The organism is Mycobacterium sp. RTGN5, from assembly GCF_033804465.1.
Taxonomy (GTDB): Bacteria; Actinomycetota; Actinomycetes; order Mycobacteriales; family Mycobacteriaceae; genus Mycobacterium.
Window position 1 is genome coordinate 368,216 of sequence record NZ_JAPZLA010000005.1, and the last position, 19,532, is coordinate 387,747.

Genomic DNA, 19,532 nt, shown 5'->3' on the forward strand with positions numbered 1-19,532 from the left:
TCATCTGTAAAGCTCGATCGTCGACGGAGCCGGGGGAGCGATGACCCGTTACGACTACATCATTGCGGGAGCCGGTTCGGCCGGCTGTGTACTGGCGAACCGCCTGTCGGAAGACCCGCGCACCACGGTGCTTTTGGTCGAAGCGGGCGGCCCGGACCGCCATCCGCTGATCCACATTCCCAAGGCCTCGGCCGTGCTTCTGGAGAACGAAAAGTACGTGTGGCGCTACGCCACGGCACCGTTCGGTCCGAACGGCAAATCCGAGTTCTGGACGCGCGGGAAGGTTCTCGGCGGGTCAAGCTCGGTCAACGGGATGGTGTACAACCGCGGCCAGCAGGCTGATTACGACGAGTTGGAGCGCCGCGGCAACAAGGGCTGGAACTGGGACGAGATCCTGCCGATCTTCAAGGGGTTCGAGGACAACCAATTCGGTTCCTCGCCGACGCGCGGCGCCGGTGGCCCGCTGCATATTTCGGTTGCGGACGACCTCGATCCGCTATGCGGCGAGATCGTTGCGGCCGGGGCCGCAAACGGGCTGCGTGAAGTCCAAGACATCAATGAGTCCGACGACGAGCGCATCGGCTACAGCACCGCGACGATCAAGAACGGACGCCGGGTCAGCGCCGCCGACGCCTTCCTCAAGCCAATCAGGCGCCGCCCCAATCTCACCGTGATCACCGGCACCGTCGTCGATCGCATCGTCGTCGAGCACGGGCGCGCTGTTGGGCTGGAGGTCCGCCGCGGGGGCGGTGTCTCGCAGCTCCGCGCACGGCGGGAAGTCATCGTGTCGCTGGGCAGCATGGGCAGCCCGAAGTTGTTGCAGCTCTCCGGGATTGGCCCGCGCGAGGTTCTCGCCGCCGCGGGTGTGCCGGTGTTGTTGGAACGTGAGAACGTGGGCCGGCGGATGCGCGAACACCGCTGTGTGGTCGTGCGCTACCGGCTCAACGCCGACCTGGGATACAACCGGAAGCTGTCATCCCCGATGGGACAGGGCGCCACCGCGGCCCAGTACCTGCTCACCCGCAAGGGGCTGATGGCGACGCCGACCTTCGACGTACTGGCGTTCGTCAAGACCGCGCCCGACCTTCCGCGGGTGGACGGCCAACTGCTGCTCGGCCCGTTCTCGATCCCGGCCTACCAGGTGGGTGAACCGATGAGCATCGAACGCCAGCCGGGGCTCTCGGTTCTGGGGTTCGTGCTGCGGCCGACGTCGGAAGGCAGCGTCGAGATCACCTCGAACGACCCCGACGCCACACTTCGGTTGGAACCGAACTACCTCACCAGCGACTACGACCGTGAGACGAGCGCCGCCCTGGTGCGCAGGGCGCGGGAGATCTTCTCCGAGTCGCCGATCGCCGACCGGATCAGCCACGAGCTGTTTCCGGGGCCCGATGTGCGCAGCGACGACGAGCTGGCCGATGCGGCGCTCGACGGTGGCTACAGCGGCTATCACGCGATCGGCAGCTGCGCGATGGGTCCCGGCGACGACGACATCGTCGACGATCAGCTGCGGGTGCGGGGGATCGACGGCCTGCGAGTCGTGGATTGTTCGGCGATGCCCACGATGCTGGCCGGCAATCTCAACGGTCCGGTCATGGCGATGGCCTGGCGTGCTGCCGATCTGATCCTGAACGACCTATAGGGTCTGTGCCCGCCTCTGAGCGACAACAGGTGCATTGTCGGTGGGTTCTGCGACGTTGTCGGCATGAGTCATTCGCTGGTGTTGCGGGGGACCGAGCTCCGCTACGTGTTGACCCGCTATCTACAACTGAACGGTCCGACGACCGTCGCCGCCCTCATCAGGGCAATCGACGGTTGGGGGTTCGCAGTTGTGGGCAGGCCGTCGAAGACAATCTCGGATGCCCTGCGATGGGAGATCGGCAGGGATCGAGTTCGCCGCCGTGGCCGCGGGCGATATGTGGCGACGCAGGGCATTCCACGTGGGACCGAGCATCGAATACACCAGCGTGTTGCGGCATTACGGGCCGAAGCGCGCAGTTTGTCGCTCGGAGGCGGGCACCAACCCTAGTAGTGGGGAGAACCAGACCCGACCCCAACGCTCACTCGCTGAGCAGCCCCTTGGCTACGTGCGTGATCTGCACCTCGTTGCTGCCGGCGTAGATCATCAACGACTTCGCGTCGCGGGCAAGCTGTTCCACGCGGTACTCGGTCATGTACCCGTTACCGCCGAACAGCTGGATCGCCTCCATGGCCACATCGGTTGCCGCCTGCGAGCTGTAGTACTTCATCGCCGACGCTTCGGACAGCGAGATCGGCGTACCCGTCTGCCCGCATTCGATGACCCGGAACAGCATGTTGCGCACGTTCATTCGGGCCACCTCCATGTTGGCCAGCTTGAGCTGGATCAACTGGAACTGCCCGATCTCCTTGCCCCACAACGTCCGTGTCTTGGCGTAGTCCGTGCACAGCCGCAGGCACTCCTCGATCACGCCGAGCGCCATCGACACCACACCGATGCGCTCCGCGGCGAAACTCGATCGGGCGCTGTCCCGGCCGTCGCCGGCCTTGTTCTCCTCGGTCTCACCCAGCAGCCGATCGCGGCCAAGGCGGACGTTGTTGAAGAACAGCTCACCGGTGCGCGAACTGTGAATTCCCATCTTGCGGAACGGCTTAGCCTGAACGAAGCCTTCCATCCCGCGATCCAACACGAATGTCAGCACCTTGCGGTCGCGCTTGCTGACCGATGGATCACCCTCGTCCAACTTGGCGTACACGACGACGACGTCGGCGTCGGGCCCGTTGGTGATGAACGTCTTCTGCCCGTTGAGGATGTAGTCGTCCCCATCGCGCACGACGTAGGACTTCATGCCGCCGAAGGCATCCGAACCTGAATCCGGCTCGGTGATGGCCCAGGCGCCGATCTTCTCGTAGGTCACCAGCCCAGGCAGCCAGCGCTCCTGCTGGGCCAGCGTGCCGCGGCTCTGGATGGTCGGCACCGTCAGCCCCAGGCTCACACCCATCCCGGTGACCAGCCCCATGCTCACCCGGCATAGCTCACTGATCACGACGAAACCCATTCCGGCCGAGCCACCGTCGCCGAACATGCCGCCACCGCCGCTGGACTTCTTCTCGGTGCCGGCCCGCATCCGGTCCAACCTCTTGGTCAGCGACTCCCGTGCCATCTCATCGATGCCGAAGGTGGTGAACAGCTTCCGGACAATGGGGTAGGGCTCCAGATCGCCGCTCTCCAGCTCGTCGATGTGCGGGCGCACCTCTTTGTCGACGAACTCGCGGACGGCGTCGCGCACGGCAATATCGACGTCGGACCATTCGATCATGGGTTCTCCGGTTCAGGCGGCGGCGTTACGTCCTCGGGCGGGCCGCAAACCGGCAAGTGAGAACGTCGTGTGGACCAGCGACCCCGCACGGGCGACGAGGCTCTTGTGTCGAGGGACATAGTGCATGGGCATGCCACGACGGTCTTTAGGGGGTGCCGTGAAACCGGGTGCCTCGACCAGCGGAGCGTCGGTCGGGATCTTCCCGGCGGCTCGCTGATAGGCCGACAACGCCCGCGGATGCAGCCGGATCTCGTCGGGCACCGCCCAGAACGCCAACTCGACGGCCTTACCGAACAGCCGCAACGCCACCTCGTCACCGGGTGTCCAGCGCATCCCGGCCCGCTCGCGCACCGCGGGATCGAACAGGCCGGCAGCGATCCAGCGTTGGCCGGCCACCATCGGCTTGAACAACTGGTCCCAGACCGGCGTCGGCATCAGGACGAACTTGGGCTTCGGGATCCGGATGTCGAAGATCTCCAGGGTCGCCTTGTTGATCTCCAGCTCGTCGCGACAGACCCGGTCCCAGTACTCGCAGAATTTCTCCCACGTGTCGGGCACCGGCGTCATGCTCATGCCGTACATCGCGTACCACTGCACGTGCTCGTCGAACAGCTGGCGTTTGTCGGCCTCGGTCAGGCCGCCGCAGAAGTACTCGGCCACCTTCAGGATCAGCATGAAGAACGTGGCGTGCGCCCAGTAGAACGTCTCGGGGTCCAGTGCGTGATAGCGCCGTCCCGCGCTGTCGACGCCTTTGATCCCTTTGTGGAACCCCTTGATCTGCTCACCGGTCAGGCGGGCGCGCTCGCCGTCGTAGACCACGCCCATGATCGGGTAGACCGATCGCGCGACCCGCTGAAGCGGCTCGCGCAACAGGATCGAATGCTCTTCCACCCCGGCGCCGAGCTGCGGGTACATATTTTGCAGAGACCCGATCCACACCCCGAGCATTCCGGTGCGCAGATCGCCGAAGTATTTCCATGTCAGCGAGTCCGGCCCGAGCGGGGTCGGCGTGGCGGGGCGAGTGGTCTTCGTTGACCTCATCGAATCACGATAGGACTGACAACACCCGTTGTCCATGTTGACGACGAAGCTGTGACCACACGTTTGGCATAGCGATACGTTGGCCGCGTCACACAGTTGGCTCGCCGGAAATCCGTTCCCTAGGCTGGATCTCGTGGACGTCGAGCCGTTGGAGGATCAACCCGATCCCCTCGTTGACGTCAACCACCCCGGGCGAGGGCCCGCGGCGTGGTGGCACAACACCAACCACAACCCGGGCGTCATCGCCCTCGTTCGTCGTGCCCGGCGGATCCTGCCCGGCGATCCCGACTTCGGTGACCCGCTCTCGGCAGCTGGCGATGGCGGTGCCCGCGCCGCCGCGCGTGCCGCCGACCGTTTGCTGCGCGACCGCGAAGCGGCCAGCCGCGAGGTGAGCTTGGCCACACTTCAGCTCTGGCAGGCGCTCACTGAACGGGTCTCCGGGCGGCCACGCGACCGGGAGGTGACGCTGGTCTTCACCGACCTCGTCGGGTTCTCCAGCTGGTCGCTGCAGGCCGGCGACGACGCCACCCTGCGGCTGCTGCGCCGCGTCGCCCAAGTCGTCGAGCCGCCGCTGCTCGACGCGGGCGGCCACATCGTCAAGCGCATGGGCGACGGCATCATGGCCGTCTTCACCGACCCGGCGACCGCGGTGCGCGCCACCATGGCGGCCCGCGACGCGGTCCGAACAGTCGAGGTAGACGGGTATACGCCGCGGATGCGCGCCGGTGTCCACACCGGCCGACCGCAACGCATCGGCTCGGACTGGCTCGGCGTCGACGTCAACATCACCGCCCGGGTGATGGACCGTGCCACCCGTGGCGGGCTGATCGTCTCGGAGAAGACCCTGGAGCTGATCGAGCCCGACGAACTCGACTCACTGGGGGTCACGGTCAAGCGGATCCGGCGCCAGGTGTTCGCCCCGCGGGCAACCGGGGTACCCACCGATTTGGTGATGTATCGCCTCAAAACCCGCAGGGATCTGCCAGTCGAAGACGACGGGGACGACCTTGAGGCCCAGGCATAGTAGGTAGCGATGGTTTTTGCACTGCTCTCGCGGCTGGACCGCGTTCGGGTCACGCTGGGTTACACCGCCGCGCTGTCGGCGGTGGCGGTCGTTCTGCTGGCGCTCGGGCCGCACGTCCGCGACCAGGTCGTCTGGCGGACGAGCACCAATCTGCACAATCTCGGTGAAGGCCACCTGGGCACGCTCATCGGCAGCGCCTTCGTCACCGACCGGGGACCCATTTACGTGTGGCTGCCGGGCCTGTTCGCCATTCTCGGATTGGCCGAACTGCTGTGGCGCAGCCGCCGGATGGCGCTGGCGTTCGTCGTCGGCCACATCGGAGCAACCCTGCTGGTCGCCGCCGGCCTGGCCGCGGCACTGGCCGCCGGGCTGACCTCGTGGTCGATCGCCAACGTCACCGATGTCGGCATGAGCTACGGCGCGGTCGGTGTTCTGGGAGCGCTCACCGCGGCGATCCCGCGCCGCTGGCGCGCGGCATGGACCGGCTGGTGGCTGGCGGTGGCGCTCGGTTCGGCGGTGAGCGCCGGTGCCGACTTCACCAACGTCGGCCATGGTGTCGCCCTGGTCCTCGGCATGGTGGTCGGCACCCGCTTCGGCCACCCGGCGCACTGGACCACCGCGCGGTACGCACTACTCGCGGTGGCGGCGTCGTTCGGCTACCTGATCATGGCCAACACCGGACCGTCGATCCTGATGACGGCCACCCTGGGCGTGCTCGGTGCGCTGGTGGTCGCCTACATCGCCCGCAGGCGGGCGGTACGTCGCGCCTTGGCCATCACCGTCGCGGCACTGCCCGCGGCCTCGTAGCGGAGCAATTTGTCAGTTGTGACATGAATCTAGTCAGTTATGACATAGATTGTCGCCATGTCAGGCGAGCGGTGCCAGGCCAGTCCGGACCAGATCGACACTGGTGGCTACGACTTCGCTGAGGTCGGTTGTGCACCCGTCGCGGCCCCACCGCTCGACCGCGGTGACCAGTGCGGCGGCCAATGCGGCCCCGGCCACTTCCGCGATCAGGTCGACGTCGGGCAGGTCGGGGTAGCGCCGCTTGACGAACTCGGTCAGCACCTCGGCGAACGATGCCTGCACCACCCGCAGGTGCCCCGCCGCGCGGTCGCCGTCGATCAGCGTCGCCCGCAGGATCGCGGCTTGGCGGACGACCTCCAGATCGTGCGGGAAGCTCACCACACTGCCCAGCACCGCATCGAAGAGCGACTCGTTGGCCGGACGCCGCGCCAATGCCTCGGCGAACCATTCGAGCTGAGTCTCGTAGTCCCGGAACAGCACGGCTTCTTTGGTCGGGAAGTGCCGGAAGAACGTGCGCTGGGTGACGCCCGCGTCGTCGGCGAGCTGAGCGACGGTCACGTTGGCGAAACCGTCACGGGCGAAACGCGTCAGCGCCACCTCGCGCAGCGCGTCGCGCGTCGAAGTCTTTCGCCGCTCGTGCGAGTTCGTCATTACGGCATTCTCGCACAGTCTTTTTCGCCAAAGAGTGAAGCGCCGATCAGGAGGAAGCATGAGTGACTACGACGCGATTGTGGTCGGTGCCGGCCACAATGGCCTGACCGCGGCGGTGATCCTGCAACGTGCGGGTCTGCGGACGGTGGTTCTTGAGCAGAACACCTACGCCGGCGGGATGGCCGCAACGGTCGAGCTGATCGACGGATTCCGTTACGAGATCGCCGGTTCGGTGCAGTTTCCGACCGCGCCGGAAGTCGCTGATGCGCTGGAGTTGCACACGATTCCGAAGGTGCACGCCGAAGTGCAGTCGGTGAATCTCGGTGAATCGGGGGAGGAGCCGATGATCCTCTACAGCGACCCGATGCGATATATGACGCACCTGTCCGAGAAGCACGGTGACGACGCGGTTTTGGGCATGGCCAAGATGCTCGAATGGGCCACCGGCCCGGCGCGTGCGCTTGGCCGATTCGAAGCGCGCACGCCGCCGAAGACACTCGATCAGATGTATGCCTGCGCGACAACCGAATCCGAGCGGCGCGCGATCCACGAAATGCTGTTCGGCAGCGCGATGGACGTCATCGACCGCAACTTCCCGGACAAGGACAAGTACGCGACGATCCGGGGCATGCTGGCGTTCCTGGCCATCAACTCCACCTATCGCGGCCCGTTCACGCCGGGAAGCGCAACGTGTCTGGCCTTCGCCATGGCGGTTCCGAGCATGGACGCGATGATGATGACCAAACTCGAGGGCGGCATCGGTGCGGTGTGCGAACACCTGAAGAACGTGTTCATCGCCACCGGCGGCGAAATCCGCTACCGCACCAAGGTCGAGCAGATCCTCGTCGACAATGAGCGTGCCACGGGTGTTCGATTGCGCGATGGGTCGGACCTCACTGCGCCGGTGGTGATATCGAACCTGTCGCCGGACCTGACGCTGATCGACATGGTCGGCGCCGAGCACCTGCCCGGCAATCTGGTGGAACGCCTGACCGGGCGCGACCATCGCGCCACGTTCATCCAGATGCATTTCGCCCTCAGCGGCTTGCCGAGGTTCGCGGCCCCCTACGAGATCCTCAACGAACCCGGCATGCAGCAGTCGATCGGCGTGTTCGGCACACCGGAAGAGCAGCAGCGACAATGGGAAATAGCAAGGGCGGGAATGCTTCCCGATAACCCGTCGTTCGGCATGCAGATTCCTTCGGTGACCGATCCGTCACTGGCGCCGCCCGGGATGCACGCCGCGAGCGCGTATGCCTACGGGTTCCCCGTCGAAGCGCCGCGGGACCAGCACGGCCGCCTGAAAAACGAAATGGCGGACCGGGTCATCAACAAGATCACGAAATTCGTGCCGAACTTCAAGGACATTCAGATCCGCCACATCACGTTCGCGCCGTATCACATGCAGACTATGTTCGCCGCACCCGACGGTGACTTCTGCCACGGCCTGTTGCACCCGGACCTGATGGGGCCGAATCGGCCTGGCCCCAAGGGCTTCCTGGATATTCCGATTCCGATCGACGGCCTGTATCTCGGGGGAGCCGGGTGCCACGGCGGGCCGGGTATCACGTTCGTCCCTGGCTACAACGCCGCGTACGCGGCACTCGACGACCTCGCGGCGGCGAGCTAGCGGAACTGGTCGGCGGATGATTCGATCCAGTCCGAGCGCCAGGACTCGGGTGGATCGTCGAGCAGCTCGCCGGGCATCAGCCACTCGTAGATCTCGGCATAGGTGCGGGTGCGCTGACCTTCGATGCGGCGGTTGAGCATTGCGGGCTCGAGCTCGTCGAATCCGTTCAGGCCCATCGACGCGACGATCTGTGCGGCGCTGGCCACCGTGGCCCGCTGGAAGTTGACCACCCGCTCGGTCTTGTCCGGGACATGGAGCGCCCGCGCCCGGCCCTGGTCCTGGGTGGCCACCCCGGTCGGGCATCTGTTGGTGTTGCACTTCAACGCCTGGATGCAGCCCACCGCGAACATCATGGCGCGCGCCGACATCGTGAAATCGGCGCCCTGGCAGATCCGGCTGACGATGTCCACGCCGCTGGCCACCTTGCCCGATGCGCCGATCCGGATGTGGCCGCGCAGCCCCGTTCCGACCAGGCTGTTGTGCACCAGCATCAGGCCCTCGGTCAGCGGCATACCGACGTGGTCCTCGAATTCCTGTGGGGCCGCGCCGGTTCCGCCCTCGGCGCCGTCGACGATGATGAAGTCCGGGGTGATACCGGTGTGCAGCATGCCCTTGCAGATGGACAGGAATTCGGTGCGCGCCCCGATACACAGCTTGAAGCCGATCGGCTTACCACCGGACAGGCTGCGCAGCGTCGCAATGAAATTCATCATCTCCACCGGCGTGTGGAATGCGGTGTGCGCCGGCGGCGAGACGACGGTCAGGCCGATCGGCACCCCGCGCGTCGCCGCGATCTCCGCACTCACCTTGGCGCCGGGCAACACCCCGCCGAGGCCGGGCTTGGCGCCCTGAGACAGCTTGATCGAGATGGCCTTCACAGACGGCAGCGCAGCCTTCTCCTCGAACAGCGCGGCATCGAACTGCCCGTCGGCGTTGCGGCACCCGAAGTACCCCGAGCCGATCTCCCAGATCAGGTCACCGCCGTACTTGAGGTGATACGGGCTGATCCCGCCCTCGCCGGTGTCGTGGGCGAACCCGCCGCGGGCGGCGCCACCGTTGAGCGCTTCGATGGCATTGCCGGACAACGCCCCGAAGCTCATCGCCGACACGTTGAACAACGCGATGTCATACGGCCGCGCGCAGTCCGGGCCGCCGAGGCGCACCCGGGGCGCCACCTCCGAGGCGAAATGAGCGCGTAGGGAATGGCGGAGGAACTCGTAGCCCAGCGCATTGACGTCGCGCTCGGTGCCGAACGGCTCGTCACTCTTGGTGCCCTTGGCCCGCTCGTAGACCATGTCGCGGGTTTCCCGGTCGAAGGGGCGGCCGTCGGTGCTCGACTCGATGAAGTACTGCTGGATCTCCGGGCGCAGCGCTTCGGCCAGGAACCGGAAGTGCCCGAGCACCGGGTAGGACCGCAGGATGGTGTGCCGGGTCTGCAGCAGATCCCACGTGCCCAGTGCCGCGACCGCCGCCACCGGCGCCGCGAGCAGCCACCACCACGGGCCGAATTCCAGCGCCAGCCCCGCCAGGGCCAGCGCTACCGCCCACACGGCTGCGACGGCGAGGGCTCTGAGCATGGGGCGTCCTTTGGGGTGAAATGCCTGCGAGGCGTCATTCTGGCATCACCTATGATCGGCACTTGCGTCACATCCGTGGTGCAAACAGCCCCGGTCTCTAAAGGAGCGTCTCGCCGCGTGGGTGACCAACCCGTCGACTTGTCGCACGAATCGTTGACGAAGGCCGTCAGCGCGGCCCGGCATGCCTTCGAGCTGGCCGCCGACCTGGACGCGTTGGCCCGCGCCAAGACCGAGCACCTCGGCGACCGCGCACCGCTGGCGCTGGCCCGCCAAGCGCTGGCCACCCTGCCCAAGGAGGACCGCTCCGAGGTAGGCAAGCTGGTCAACGTCGCGCGCGGCGACGCCCAGCGGAGCTACGACGAGCGGCTGGCGGCACTGCGCGCCGAACGCGACGCGGCGGTGCTGGTGGCCGAGGCCATCGATGTCACCCTGCCCTCGACCCGCGAGCCCATCGGGGCGAGGCATCCGATCACCATCCTGGCCGAGCACGTCGCAGACACCTTCGTCGCGATGGGCTGGGAGCTGGCCGAAGGTCCCGAGGTCGAGACCGAGCAATTCAACTTCGACGCGCTGAACTTCCCGCCCGACCATCCGGCGCGCAGCGAGTCCGACACCTTCCACATCGCACCGGAGGGTTCGCGACAGCTGCTGCGCACGCACACCTCCCCGGTGCAGGTGCGCACCCTGCTCGACCGCGAACTGCCGGTCTACATCGTCTCGATCGGCCGCACCTTCCGCACCGACGAGCTCGACTCCACCCACACGCCGGTCTTCCACCAGGTGGAGGGCCTCGCGGTGGATCGCGGCCTGACAATGGCCCACCTGCGCGGCACGCTGGACGCGTTCGCCCGCTCGGAGTTCGGGCCGACCGCCCGCACCCGCATGCGGCCGCACTTCTTCCCGTTTACCGAACCCTCGGCCGAGGTGGACATCTGGTTCCCCAACAAGAAGGGCGGCGCCGGCTGGGTCGAATGGGGTGGCTGCGGCATGGTCAACCCGAATGTGTTGCGCGCCGCCGGTATCGACCCGGAGGTGTACTCCGGGTTCGCGTTCGGCATGGGCCTGGAGCGCACACTGCAGTTCCGCAACGGCATTCCCGACATGCGCGACATGGTCGAGGGCGATGTGCGGTTCTCGCTGCCGTTCGGGGTCGGGGTCTGATGCGCCTTCCCTACAGCTGGCTGCGTGAGGTCGTTCAGCGCGGCGCCCCGGGCTGGGACGTGCAGCCAGATGACCTGGAGCAGGCGCTGATCCGCGTCGGCCACGAGGTCGACGACATCATCACCCTCGGACCGGTCAGCGGGCCGCTGACCGTCGGGCGGGTCACCGAGATCGAGGAACTCGCCGAGTTCAAGAAGCCGATCCGCGCCTGCAAGGTCAACGTCGGTGAGGAAGGCGACCGCGATATCGTCTGCGGTGCAACGAACTTCGCCGTCGGCGACCTCGTGGTGGTGGCGCTGCCCGGCGCCACGCTGCCCGGCGACTTCCACATCGCCAGCCGCAAGACCTACGGGCGGCTGTCCGACGGCATGATCTGTTCGGCCGCCGAATTGGGCTTGGGCGCAGATCATTCCGGGATCATGGTGCTGCCGCCGGGAACCGCGGAACCCGGAGCCGACGCCATCGCGGTGCTCGGTCTCGACGACGTGATCTTCGACCTGGCGGTCACCCCGGACCGCGGCTACTGCATGTCGGTGCGCGGCATCGCCCGCGAGATCGCGTGCGCATACGACCTCGATTTCGTCGACCCCGCCGACGTGCCACCGCTGCCCGTCGAGGGGCCGGCGTTGCCGGTCACCGTCGAATCCGGCACCGGCGTCAGCCGTTTCGCGCTGCGCCCGGTCACCGGTATCGACCCCAAGGCGCAGTCGCCATGGTGGCTGCGCAGGCGGCTGATGCTGTCCGGCATTCGCCCGATCTCACCGGCCGTCGACGTCACCAACTACGTGATGCTCGAAATCGGGCATCCGATGCACGCGCACGACCGCAGCCGCATCAACGGCGAGTTCATCGTCCGGTTCGCCAAGCCAGGGGAGACCGTCGTCACGCTCGACGACGTCGACCGCAAACTCGATCCGGCCGACGTGCTGATCGTCGACGATGTCGCGACCGCCGCCATCGGTGGCGTGATGGGTGCGGGCACCACCGAGATCGACGACGACTCCACCGACGTCCTGCTGGAGGCCGCGGTCTGGGATCCCGCCGCGGTGTCCCGCACGATCCGCCGCCTGCACCTGGTCAGCGAAGCGGGCCGACGCTACGAACGTTCGGTCGATCCCGCCATTTCGGTGGCCGCGGTGGACCGGTGCGCCGCGTTGCTCGCCGAGATCGCCGGCGGCACCGTCGAGCCCACGCTGACCGACTGGCGCGGTGACCCGCCGCGCGACGATTGGTCGCAGGCGCCGGTGCGGATGCGCTTCGACCTGCCCGACCGGATGGCGGGTGTCGAGTACGAAGCCGGCGCCGCGGTGAAGCGGTTGACCCAGATCGGTGCCGTTGTGACCGAGGACGACGCCGACCGCGCCATCCTCGTGGTGACCCCGCCAAGCTGGCGGCCGGACCTGGTACAGCCCGCCGACCTGGTCGAAGAGGTTATGCGGCTGGAGGGGCTCGACAAGATCCCGTCGGTGCTGCCCGCCGCACCGGCCGGCCGCGGACTCACCGCGCAGCAGAAGAGGCGCCGCGCGATCGGCATCTCGCTGGGTCTGTCGGGGCATGTCGAGGTGCTACCCACCCCGTTCCTGCCCGCCGGGATCTTCGATACGTGGGGTCTTGCGCCCGACGATTCCAGGCGATCCGTCGTTTCGGTGCTCAACCCGCTGGAGGCCGACCGGCCGCACCTGGCCACCACGCTGTTGCCGGCGCTGCTGGAAGCCTTGTCCCGCAACGTCTCCCGTGGCTTCGTTGATGTCGCATTGTTCTCCATCGCGCAGGTCGTGCACCCGACAGAGCAGACCAGGGGCGTCGAGCTGATCCCGACGCATCGCCGGCCGAGCGATGAGGAAATCGCGGCGCTGGACGCCTCGCTGCCCAACCAGCCTGTCCACGTCGGCGCCGTGCTGACCGGGCTGCGCGAGCCGCGCGGCCCGTGGGGGCCGGGGCGCCCGGTCGAGGCCGCCGACGCCTTCGAGACGGTGCGCATCATCGCCCGCGCCGCCGGGGTGGACGTGACGCTGCGCGCCACGCAGCACCTGCCATGGCATCCGGGCCGCTGTGCCGAGGTTGTGGTCGACGGACGGGTCGTCGGGCACGCGGGCCAGTTGCATCCCGCGGTGATCGAGCGTTCGGGCTTGCCGAAGGGCACCTGCGCGGTCGAGCTGGATCTGGACGCCGTGCCGATCACCGAGAGCCTGCCTGCCCCACGGGTGTCGCCGTTCCCGGCGGTGTTCCAGGACGTCAGCCTGGTCGTGGCCGGTGATGTCGCGGCCCAGGCCGTGGTCGACGCGGTGCGCGACGGCGCCGGGGAGCTGCTGGAAGACGTGGCGCTGTTCGACGTCTACACCGGGCCCCAGATCGGCGAGGACCGCAAGTCGCTGACGTTGGCGTTGCGGTTCCGGGCGCCGGATCGGACGCTGACCGAGGACGAGGCCAGCGCTGCCCGCGACGCCGCGGTGGCCGCGGCCGCCGAGCGCGTCGGCGCCGAACTCCGCGCCTGACCTCGCCCTGTTCGCCCAAACCGACAAACGGGCGAACTTGTGCGAGTAGATCGCGCCATTTCGTCGATCTCGGCGAACCCATCTGGAATGTATTTGCATCGTTCTGCATAACCATGCAGAATCGGCGCATGACTTCGGTGGCGATTGCCGGCGCCAGTGGCTATGCCGGCGGTGAGATCCTGCGCTTGTTGCTCGGGCATCCGGCGTACACGGGTGGCCGCCTGACCATCGGTGCGCTCACCGCCGCTGCCAGCGCGGGCACCCAGCTCTCGGAGCATCACCCGCATCTGTTGCCGCTGGCCGACCGGGTGCTCGAGCCCACCGAGCTCGACATCCTTGCCGGTCATGACGTGGTGTTCCTTGCCCTGCCGCACGGCCATTCCGCGGCCCTGGCCGAACAGCTCGGCCCCGACACCCTGATCATCGACTGCGGCGCTGACTTCCGGCTCACCGACGCCGACGACTGGCAGCGTTTCTACGGCTCCCCGCACGCCGGCAGCTGGCCGTACGGGCTGCCCGAACTGCCCGGCGGCCGGGACCGGCTGCGTGGGGCCACCCGGATCGCGGTGCCCGGCTGTTATCCGACGGCCGCGCTGCTGGCCTTGCTGCCCGCCGTCGCCGCGGACCTCGTCGAGCCGGCTGTCACCGTCGTCGCGGTCAGCGGCACGTCGGGTGCGGGCCGCGCTGCCAAGGTCGACTTGCTGGGCTCGGAAGTGATCGGCTCGGCGCGGGCCTACAGCATCGCCGGTGCGCACCGGCACACCCCGGAGATCGCCCAGGGTCTGCGCGCGGTCACCGATCGCACCGTCACCGTCTCGTTCACGCCGGTGCTGATCCCGACCTCACGCGGCATCCTGGCCACCTGCACCGCCCGGACTCAGGCGTCGGTGTCCGAGATCCGCGCGGCCTACGAGAAGGCTTACGACGCGGAGCCCTTCATTTACCTGCTGCCCGAAGGCCAGCTGCCCCGCACCGGTGCGGTGATCGGCAGCAACGCCGCGCAATTGGCCGTGGCCGTCGACGTCGACGCCGGCGTTCTGGTCGCGGTGTGCGCCATCGACAACCTGGTGAAGGGCACGGCCGGTGCGGCGGTGCAGTCGATGAACCTCGCGCTGGCCTGGCCGGAGACCGAAGGATTATCGATCGTGGGAGTGGCGCCGTGACGGTCACAAATGAGACCAAACTGGTTCGGAATCAAGGGGTTACCGCCCCCGCCGGCTTCCGTGCGACAGGGATCGCCGCAGGCATCAAGGCCTCGGGTGCACTGGACCTGGCGCTGGTGTTCAACGAAGGCCCCGACTATGCGGCCGCCGGGGTGTTCACCCGCAACCAGGTCAAGGCCGCCCCGGTGCTGTGGAGCCAGCAGGTGCTCAGCACCGGCCGGCTGCGCGCGGTGCTGCTGAATTCCGGTGGCGCCAACGCGTGCACCGGGCCGGGCGGCTTCCAGGACACCCACGCCACTGCTGAAGCCGTCGCCGCCGCGCTCAGTGAATGGGGCACCGAGACCGGACCGGTCGAGGTCGCGATCTGCTCGACGGGTCTGATCGGCGATCGCCTGCCGATGGAGAAGGTCCTGTCCGGCGTGACCGAGATCGTCCACGAACTCGGTGGCGGGCTCACCGGCGGTGAGGAAGCCGCGCGCGCCATCATGACCACCGACACCGTGCCCAAACAGGTTGCGCTGCACCACTCGATCGAGTCGGGGGAGAACTGGACGGTCGGCGGCATGGCCAAGGGTGCCGGGATGCTCGCACCCTCGCTGGCCACCATGCTGGTGGTGCTGACCACCGATGCGGTGGCCGACGCCGTCGCGCTGGACACCGCCCTGCGCCGGGCCACCGCCAAAACCTTCGACCGCCTCGACGTCGACGGCAGCTGCTCGACCAATGACACCGTGCTGCTGCTGGCCTCCGGCGCCAGCGAGATCGCGCCCAGCCAAGAGGATCTGGACGCGGCGGTGCTGCGGGTGTGCGACGACCTGTGCGCGCAGCTGCAGGCCGACGCCGAAGGCGTCACCAAGCGGATCGCGATCACCGTCACCGGCGCACTGACCGACGACGACGCTGTGATCGCGGCCCGGATCGTCGCGCGCGACAGCCTGGTCAAGACGGCGCTGTTCGGCTCCGACCCGAACTGGGGCCGGGTGCTGGCCGCGGTCGGCATGGTGCCCTTCGAGATCAATGCGCAGCGGATCACCGTGTCGTTCAACGGCTTCCCGGTTTGTGTCGACGGCGCAGGCGCACCCGGGGCCCGAGACGTGGACCTGGCCGGTGCCGATATCGACGTCACCGTCGACCTGAAGCTCGGCGACGGGCAGGCGACCATCCGCACCACTGACCTGTCCCACGCCTACGTCGAAGAAAACTCGGCCTACAGCTCATGACCGCAACCGTGAACACCAAAGCTGCGATCCTCGCCGAGGCGCTGCCCTGGCTCAAGGCGCTGCACGACAAGATCGTCGTCGTCAAGTACGGCGGCAACGCGATGACCGACGACCGGCTCAAGGCCGCCTTCGCCGACGACATGGTCTTCCTGCGCAACGCCGGCATTCACCCGGTGGTGGTGCACGGCGGCGGACCGCAGATCAGCGCAATGCTCAAACGGCTCGGCATCGCAGGGGAATTCAAGGGCGGCTTCCGGGTCACCACCCCCGAGGTGCTCGACGTCGCCCGCATGGTGCTGTTCGGCCAGGTCGGTCGTGAGCTGGTGAATCTCATCAATGCCCACGGCCCCTATGCCGTCGGTATCACCGGCGAGGACGCGCACCTGTTCACCGCGGTGCGGCGCGGGGTCACGGTCGACGGAGTGGTCACCGACATCGGCCTGGTCGGCGACGTCGAGCGGGTCAACACCGCCGCGGTACTGGATCTCATTGCCGCCGGCCGTATTCCGGTGATCTCGACGATCGCCCCGGACATCGACGGCGTGGTGCACAACATCAATGCCGATACCGCCGCCGCCGCCGTGGCGGAAGCGCTTGGCGCCGAGAAGCTGTTGATGCTCACCGATGTCGAAGGCCTCTACACCCGCTGGCCAGACCGGGATTCGCTGGTCAGCCAGATCGACACGGCGACCCTGACCGGCCTGCTGCCCAGCCTGGAGACCGGCATGATCCCCAAGATCGAGGCCTGCCTGCGGGCCGTCGAGGGCGGGGTACCCAGCGCGCACGTGATCGACGGCCGCGTCGAACACTGTGTGCTGGTCGAACTATTCACTGACGAAGGCACCGGCACGAAAGTGATTCCCACATGAGCCTGATCGAGAGATGGTCCGACGTCATGATGGACAACTACGGCACACCGCCGCTGGCACTGGCCAGCGGTGACGGTGCCGTGGTGACCGACGAGAACGGCAAGTCCTACCTCGACCTGCTCGGCGGCATCGCGGTCAACATCCTCGGCCATCGTCACCCCGCGATCATCGAGGCCGTCACCACCCAGCTCAACACCCTGGGCCACACGTCGAATCTGTATGCCACCGAACCGGGTATCGCGCTGGCCGAGGCACTCCTCGACCAGCTCGACGCCCCGGCGCGGGTGTTCTTCTGCAACTCCGGCACCGAGGCCAACGAGGTCGCCTTCAAGATCACCCGGCTGACCGGGCGCACCAAACTCGTTGCCGCCGAAGGCGCCTTCCACGGCCGCACGATGGGTTCGCTTGCCCTGACCGGACAACCGGCCAAGCAGGCGCCGTTCGAACCGCTGCCCGGCGACGTCACGCACGTGCCGTACGGGGACGTTGACGCGCTCGAAGCCGCTGTCACCGATGACACCGCCGCGTTGTTCCTCGAGCCGATCATGGGCGAGGGCGGCGTCGTCGTACCGCCGGAGGGCTACCTGGTGGCCGCGCGCGAGATCACCAGCCGGCACGGTGCGCTGCTTGTCCTTGACGAGGTCCAGACCGGGGTCGGGCGCACCGGCACCTTCTTCGCTCATCAGCACGACGGCATCAGCCCCGACATCATCACGCTGGCAAAGGGTCTCGGCGGGGGACTGCCGATCGGGGCATGCCTGGCCGTCGGTCCCACGGCGGACCTGCTGACGCCCGGACTGCACGGCAGCACCTTCGGCGGCAACCCGGTGTGCACCGCGGCCGCGCTGGCGGTGCTGCGGGTGCTGGCCGCCGAAGACCTGGTGAACCGCGCCGATCTGCTCGGCAAGTCGCTGAGCCACGGCATCGAGTCGCTGGGCCATCCGCTCGTCGACCACGTCAGAGGACGCGGGCTGTTGCGCGGTGTGGTGCTGACCGCACCGCAGGGCAAGGCCGTCGAAATCGCCGCTCGCGATGCCGGATTCCTGGTGAACGCGGCCGCACCGGACGTGGTCCGGCTCGCACCTCCGCTGATCATCACCGAAGTTCAGATCGATGACTTCTTGACGGCATTACCGGCGATCCTGGACGAGGCGGCCCAATGAGCACCCTGAGGCACTTTCTGCGCGACGACGACCTGACTCCCGAGGAGCAGGCCGAAATCCTGGAGCTGGCCGCGGCACTCAAGAAAGACCCGATGAGCCGGCGCCCGCTCGAGGGCCCGCGCGGTGTTGCGGTCATCTTCGACAAGAACTCCACCCGCACCCGGTTCTCCTTCGAGATGGGCGTCGCCCAACTCGGTGGGCACGCCGTCGTGGTGGACGGCCGCGCCACCCAGCTCGGCCGGGAGGAGACCCTCGAGGACACCGGGCGGGTGCTGTCGCGCTACGTCGACGCCATCGTCTGGCGCACCTTCGCCCAGCAGCGGCTCAACGCAATGGCTTTCGGGGCAACGGTTCCGGTCGTGAACGCGCTGTCCGACGAGTGTCACCCCTGCCAGGTGCTCGCCGACCTGCAGACCCTTGCCGAACGCAAGGGCTCACTGAGCGGGCTGCGGATGACCTACTTCGGTGACGGCGCCAACAACATGGCGCACTCGCTGATGCTCGGCGGAGTCACCGCAGGCATTCACGTCACGATCGCCGCCCCGGCCGGGTTCGAACCCGACCCGCTGTTCGTCGCCGCGGCCCAGCAGAGGGGCCAGCAGACTGGCGCCACGGTCACGCTGACCGCGGATGCGGTGGCCGGTGCCAAGGGTGCCGATGTGCTGGTCACCGACACGTGGACGTCGATGGGGCAGGAGAACGACGGACTGGACCGTGTCGGACCATTCCGCCCGTTCCAGCTCAACGCCGGCCTGCTCGGCCATGCTGACTCCGAAGCCGTTGTACTGCATTGCCTTCCGGCGCACCGCGGGCACGAGATCACCGATGAGGTGCTCGACGGACCACACAGCGCGGTGTGGGACGAGGCCGAGAACCGGCTGCATGCACAGAAGGCGCTGCTGGTGTGGCTGCTGGAGCGACCATGACCAGCGAGGTCAGTACCACCCGAGCCGGGCGTCAAGCCCGGATCGTGGCGCTCCTGTCCTCGCAGTCGGTGCACAGCCAGAGTGAGCTTGCGACCCTGCTCGCCGACGAGGGGATCGACGTCACTCAGGCGACGTTGTCCCGCGACCTCGAGGAGCTCGGCGCGGTCAAGCTGCGCGGCGCCGATGGCGGCGTCGGCGTATACGTAGTGCCCGAGGACGGCAGTCCGGTGCGGGGGGTGTCGGGCGGCACTGAGCGCGTCTCACGCCTGCTCGCCGATCTGCTGGTGTCCACCGACGCCAGTGGCAACCTGGCCGTGCTGCGGACTCCGCCCGGGGCGGCCCATTACCTGGCCAGTGCCATCGACCGGGCAGCGCTGCCCGACGTCGTCGGCACGATCGCCGGTGACGACACGATCTTTGTGGTGGCCCGCGAGCCGATGACCGGCGCGCAACTGGCCACCATGTTCGAGACCATTCACTAGAGACCAAAGATAAAGGAGCACTTC

16 protein-coding genes are annotated in these 19,532 nt (G+C 67.6%); 12 read left to right on the forward strand and 4 right to left on the reverse strand.

Annotated elements, in window-relative coordinates; genetic code table 11:
• The first annotated feature begins 40 nt into the window (after nt 1-40).
• Nucleotides 41-1,642 carry a GMC family oxidoreductase gene (locus SLQ31_RS23875; RefSeq protein WP_319436584.1) on the forward strand — a complete coding sequence of 534 codons (1,602 nt, stop codon included), beginning with the start codon at nt 41-43 and terminating at the stop codon, nt 1,640-1,642.
• Nucleotides 1,643-2,060: 418 nt separating this feature from the next.
• Here the strand turns inward: SLQ31_RS23875 and SLQ31_RS23885 are convergent, their stop codons facing one another.
• Together SLQ31_RS23885 and SLQ31_RS23890 are read right to left on the reverse strand one after the other, a co-directional pair.
• Entirely contained in the window at nt 2,061-3,299 is a 1,239-nt protein-coding gene (locus SLQ31_RS23885) for an acyl-CoA dehydrogenase family protein (RefSeq protein ID WP_319436586.1), read from the reverse strand.
• 12 nt (nt 3,300-3,311) lie between these two features.
• On the reverse strand, nt 3,312-4,340 hold the full coding sequence (locus SLQ31_RS23890) for an oxygenase MpaB family protein (RefSeq protein WP_319436587.1): 1,029 nt from the start codon (nt 4,338-4,340) through the stop codon (nt 3,312-3,314).
• Between the two features lie 148 nt (nt 4,341-4,488).
• On the opposite strand from SLQ31_RS23890, the gene SLQ31_RS23895 reads away from it, so the two are divergent.
• Both SLQ31_RS23895 and SLQ31_RS23900 read left to right on the forward strand, forming a co-directional pair.
• Nucleotides 4,489-5,364: an adenylate/guanylate cyclase domain-containing protein gene (locus tag SLQ31_RS23895; protein ID WP_413642888.1), complete on the forward strand. Its 876-nt coding sequence runs from the start codon at nt 4,489-4,491 to the stop codon at nt 5,362-5,364.
• Between the two features lie 9 nt (nt 5,365-5,373).
• Nucleotides 5,374-6,171, forward strand: a complete 798-nt coding sequence (locus SLQ31_RS23900) for a rhomboid-like protein (protein ID WP_319436588.1) — start codon at nt 5,374-5,376, stop codon at nt 6,169-6,171.
• 60 nt (nt 6,172-6,231) lie between these two features.
• On the opposite strand, the gene SLQ31_RS23905 is transcribed toward SLQ31_RS23900, so the two are convergent.
• Nucleotides 6,232-6,822, reverse strand: coding sequence for a TetR/AcrR family transcriptional regulator (locus SLQ31_RS23905; protein ID WP_319436589.1), 591 nt, complete (start codon nt 6,820-6,822; stop codon nt 6,232-6,234).
• Between the two features lie 58 nt (nt 6,823-6,880).
• On the opposite strand from SLQ31_RS23905, the gene SLQ31_RS23910 reads away from it, so the two are divergent.
• Nucleotides 6,881-8,452, forward strand: a complete 1,572-nt coding sequence (locus SLQ31_RS23910; protein ID WP_319436590.1) for an NAD(P)/FAD-dependent oxidoreductase — start codon at nt 6,881-6,883, stop codon at nt 8,450-8,452.
• Here the strand turns inward: SLQ31_RS23910 and SLQ31_RS23915 are convergent.
• On the reverse strand, nt 8,449-10,029 hold the full coding sequence (locus SLQ31_RS23915; RefSeq protein ID WP_319436591.1) for an FMN-binding glutamate synthase family protein: 1,581 nt from the start codon (nt 10,027-10,029) through the stop codon (nt 8,449-8,451). The two genes, SLQ31_RS23910 and SLQ31_RS23915, sit on opposite strands and share 4 nt — an antisense overlap.
• A gap of 117 nt (nt 10,030-10,146) precedes the next feature.
• Here SLQ31_RS23915 and pheS point away from each other — a divergent pair, with 117 nt between their 5' ends.
• The 8 genes from pheS to SLQ31_RS23955 all read left to right on the forward strand — a co-directional run bounded on the left by pheS (nt 10,147) and on the right by SLQ31_RS23955 (nt 19,508).
• Nucleotides 10,147-11,190: a phenylalanine--tRNA ligase subunit alpha gene (gene pheS / locus SLQ31_RS23920; protein WP_319436592.1), complete on the forward strand. Its 1,044-nt coding sequence runs from the start codon at nt 10,147-10,149 to the stop codon at nt 11,188-11,190.
• On the forward strand, nt 11,190-13,685 hold the full coding sequence (pheT, locus tag SLQ31_RS23925) for a phenylalanine--tRNA ligase subunit beta (protein ID WP_319436593.1): 2,496 nt from the start codon (nt 11,190-11,192) through the stop codon (nt 13,683-13,685). The genes pheS and pheT overlap by 1 nt, the downstream gene beginning before the upstream one ends.
• A 113-nt stretch (nt 13,686-13,798) precedes the next feature.
• The gene (gene argC / locus SLQ31_RS23930; protein ID WP_319436594.1) at nt 13,799-14,848 is read left to right on the forward strand and encodes an N-acetyl-gamma-glutamyl-phosphate reductase; all 1,050 of its coding nucleotides are present in this window, start codon (nt 13,799-13,801) and stop codon (nt 14,846-14,848) included.
• Complete coding sequence (argJ, locus tag SLQ31_RS23935) at nt 14,845-16,068, forward strand: bifunctional glutamate N-acetyltransferase/amino-acid acetyltransferase ArgJ (protein ID WP_319436595.1); 1,224 nt, start codon at nt 14,845-14,847, stop codon at nt 16,066-16,068. Before argC ends, argJ begins: the two co-directional genes overlap by 4 nt.
• The gene (gene argB, locus SLQ31_RS23940; RefSeq protein WP_319436596.1) at nt 16,065-16,937 is read left to right on the forward strand and encodes an acetylglutamate kinase; all 873 of its coding nucleotides are present in this window, start codon (nt 16,065-16,067) and stop codon (nt 16,935-16,937) included. Before argJ ends, argB begins: the two co-directional genes overlap by 4 nt.
• Complete coding sequence (locus tag SLQ31_RS23945) at nt 16,934-18,100, forward strand: acetylornithine transaminase (protein WP_319436597.1); 1,167 nt, start codon at nt 16,934-16,936, stop codon at nt 18,098-18,100. The genes argB and SLQ31_RS23945 overlap by 4 nt, the downstream gene beginning before the upstream one ends.
• Nucleotides 18,097-19,026, forward strand: a complete 930-nt coding sequence (argF, locus tag SLQ31_RS23950; RefSeq protein WP_319436598.1) for an ornithine carbamoyltransferase — start codon at nt 18,097-18,099, stop codon at nt 19,024-19,026. Before SLQ31_RS23945 ends, argF begins: the two co-directional genes overlap by 4 nt.
• Nucleotides 19,023-19,508, forward strand: a complete 486-nt coding sequence (locus SLQ31_RS23955) for an arginine repressor (protein ID WP_319436599.1) — start codon at nt 19,023-19,025, stop codon at nt 19,506-19,508. Before argF ends, SLQ31_RS23955 begins: the two co-directional genes overlap by 4 nt.
• Nucleotides 19,509-19,532 lie beyond the last annotated feature (24 nt).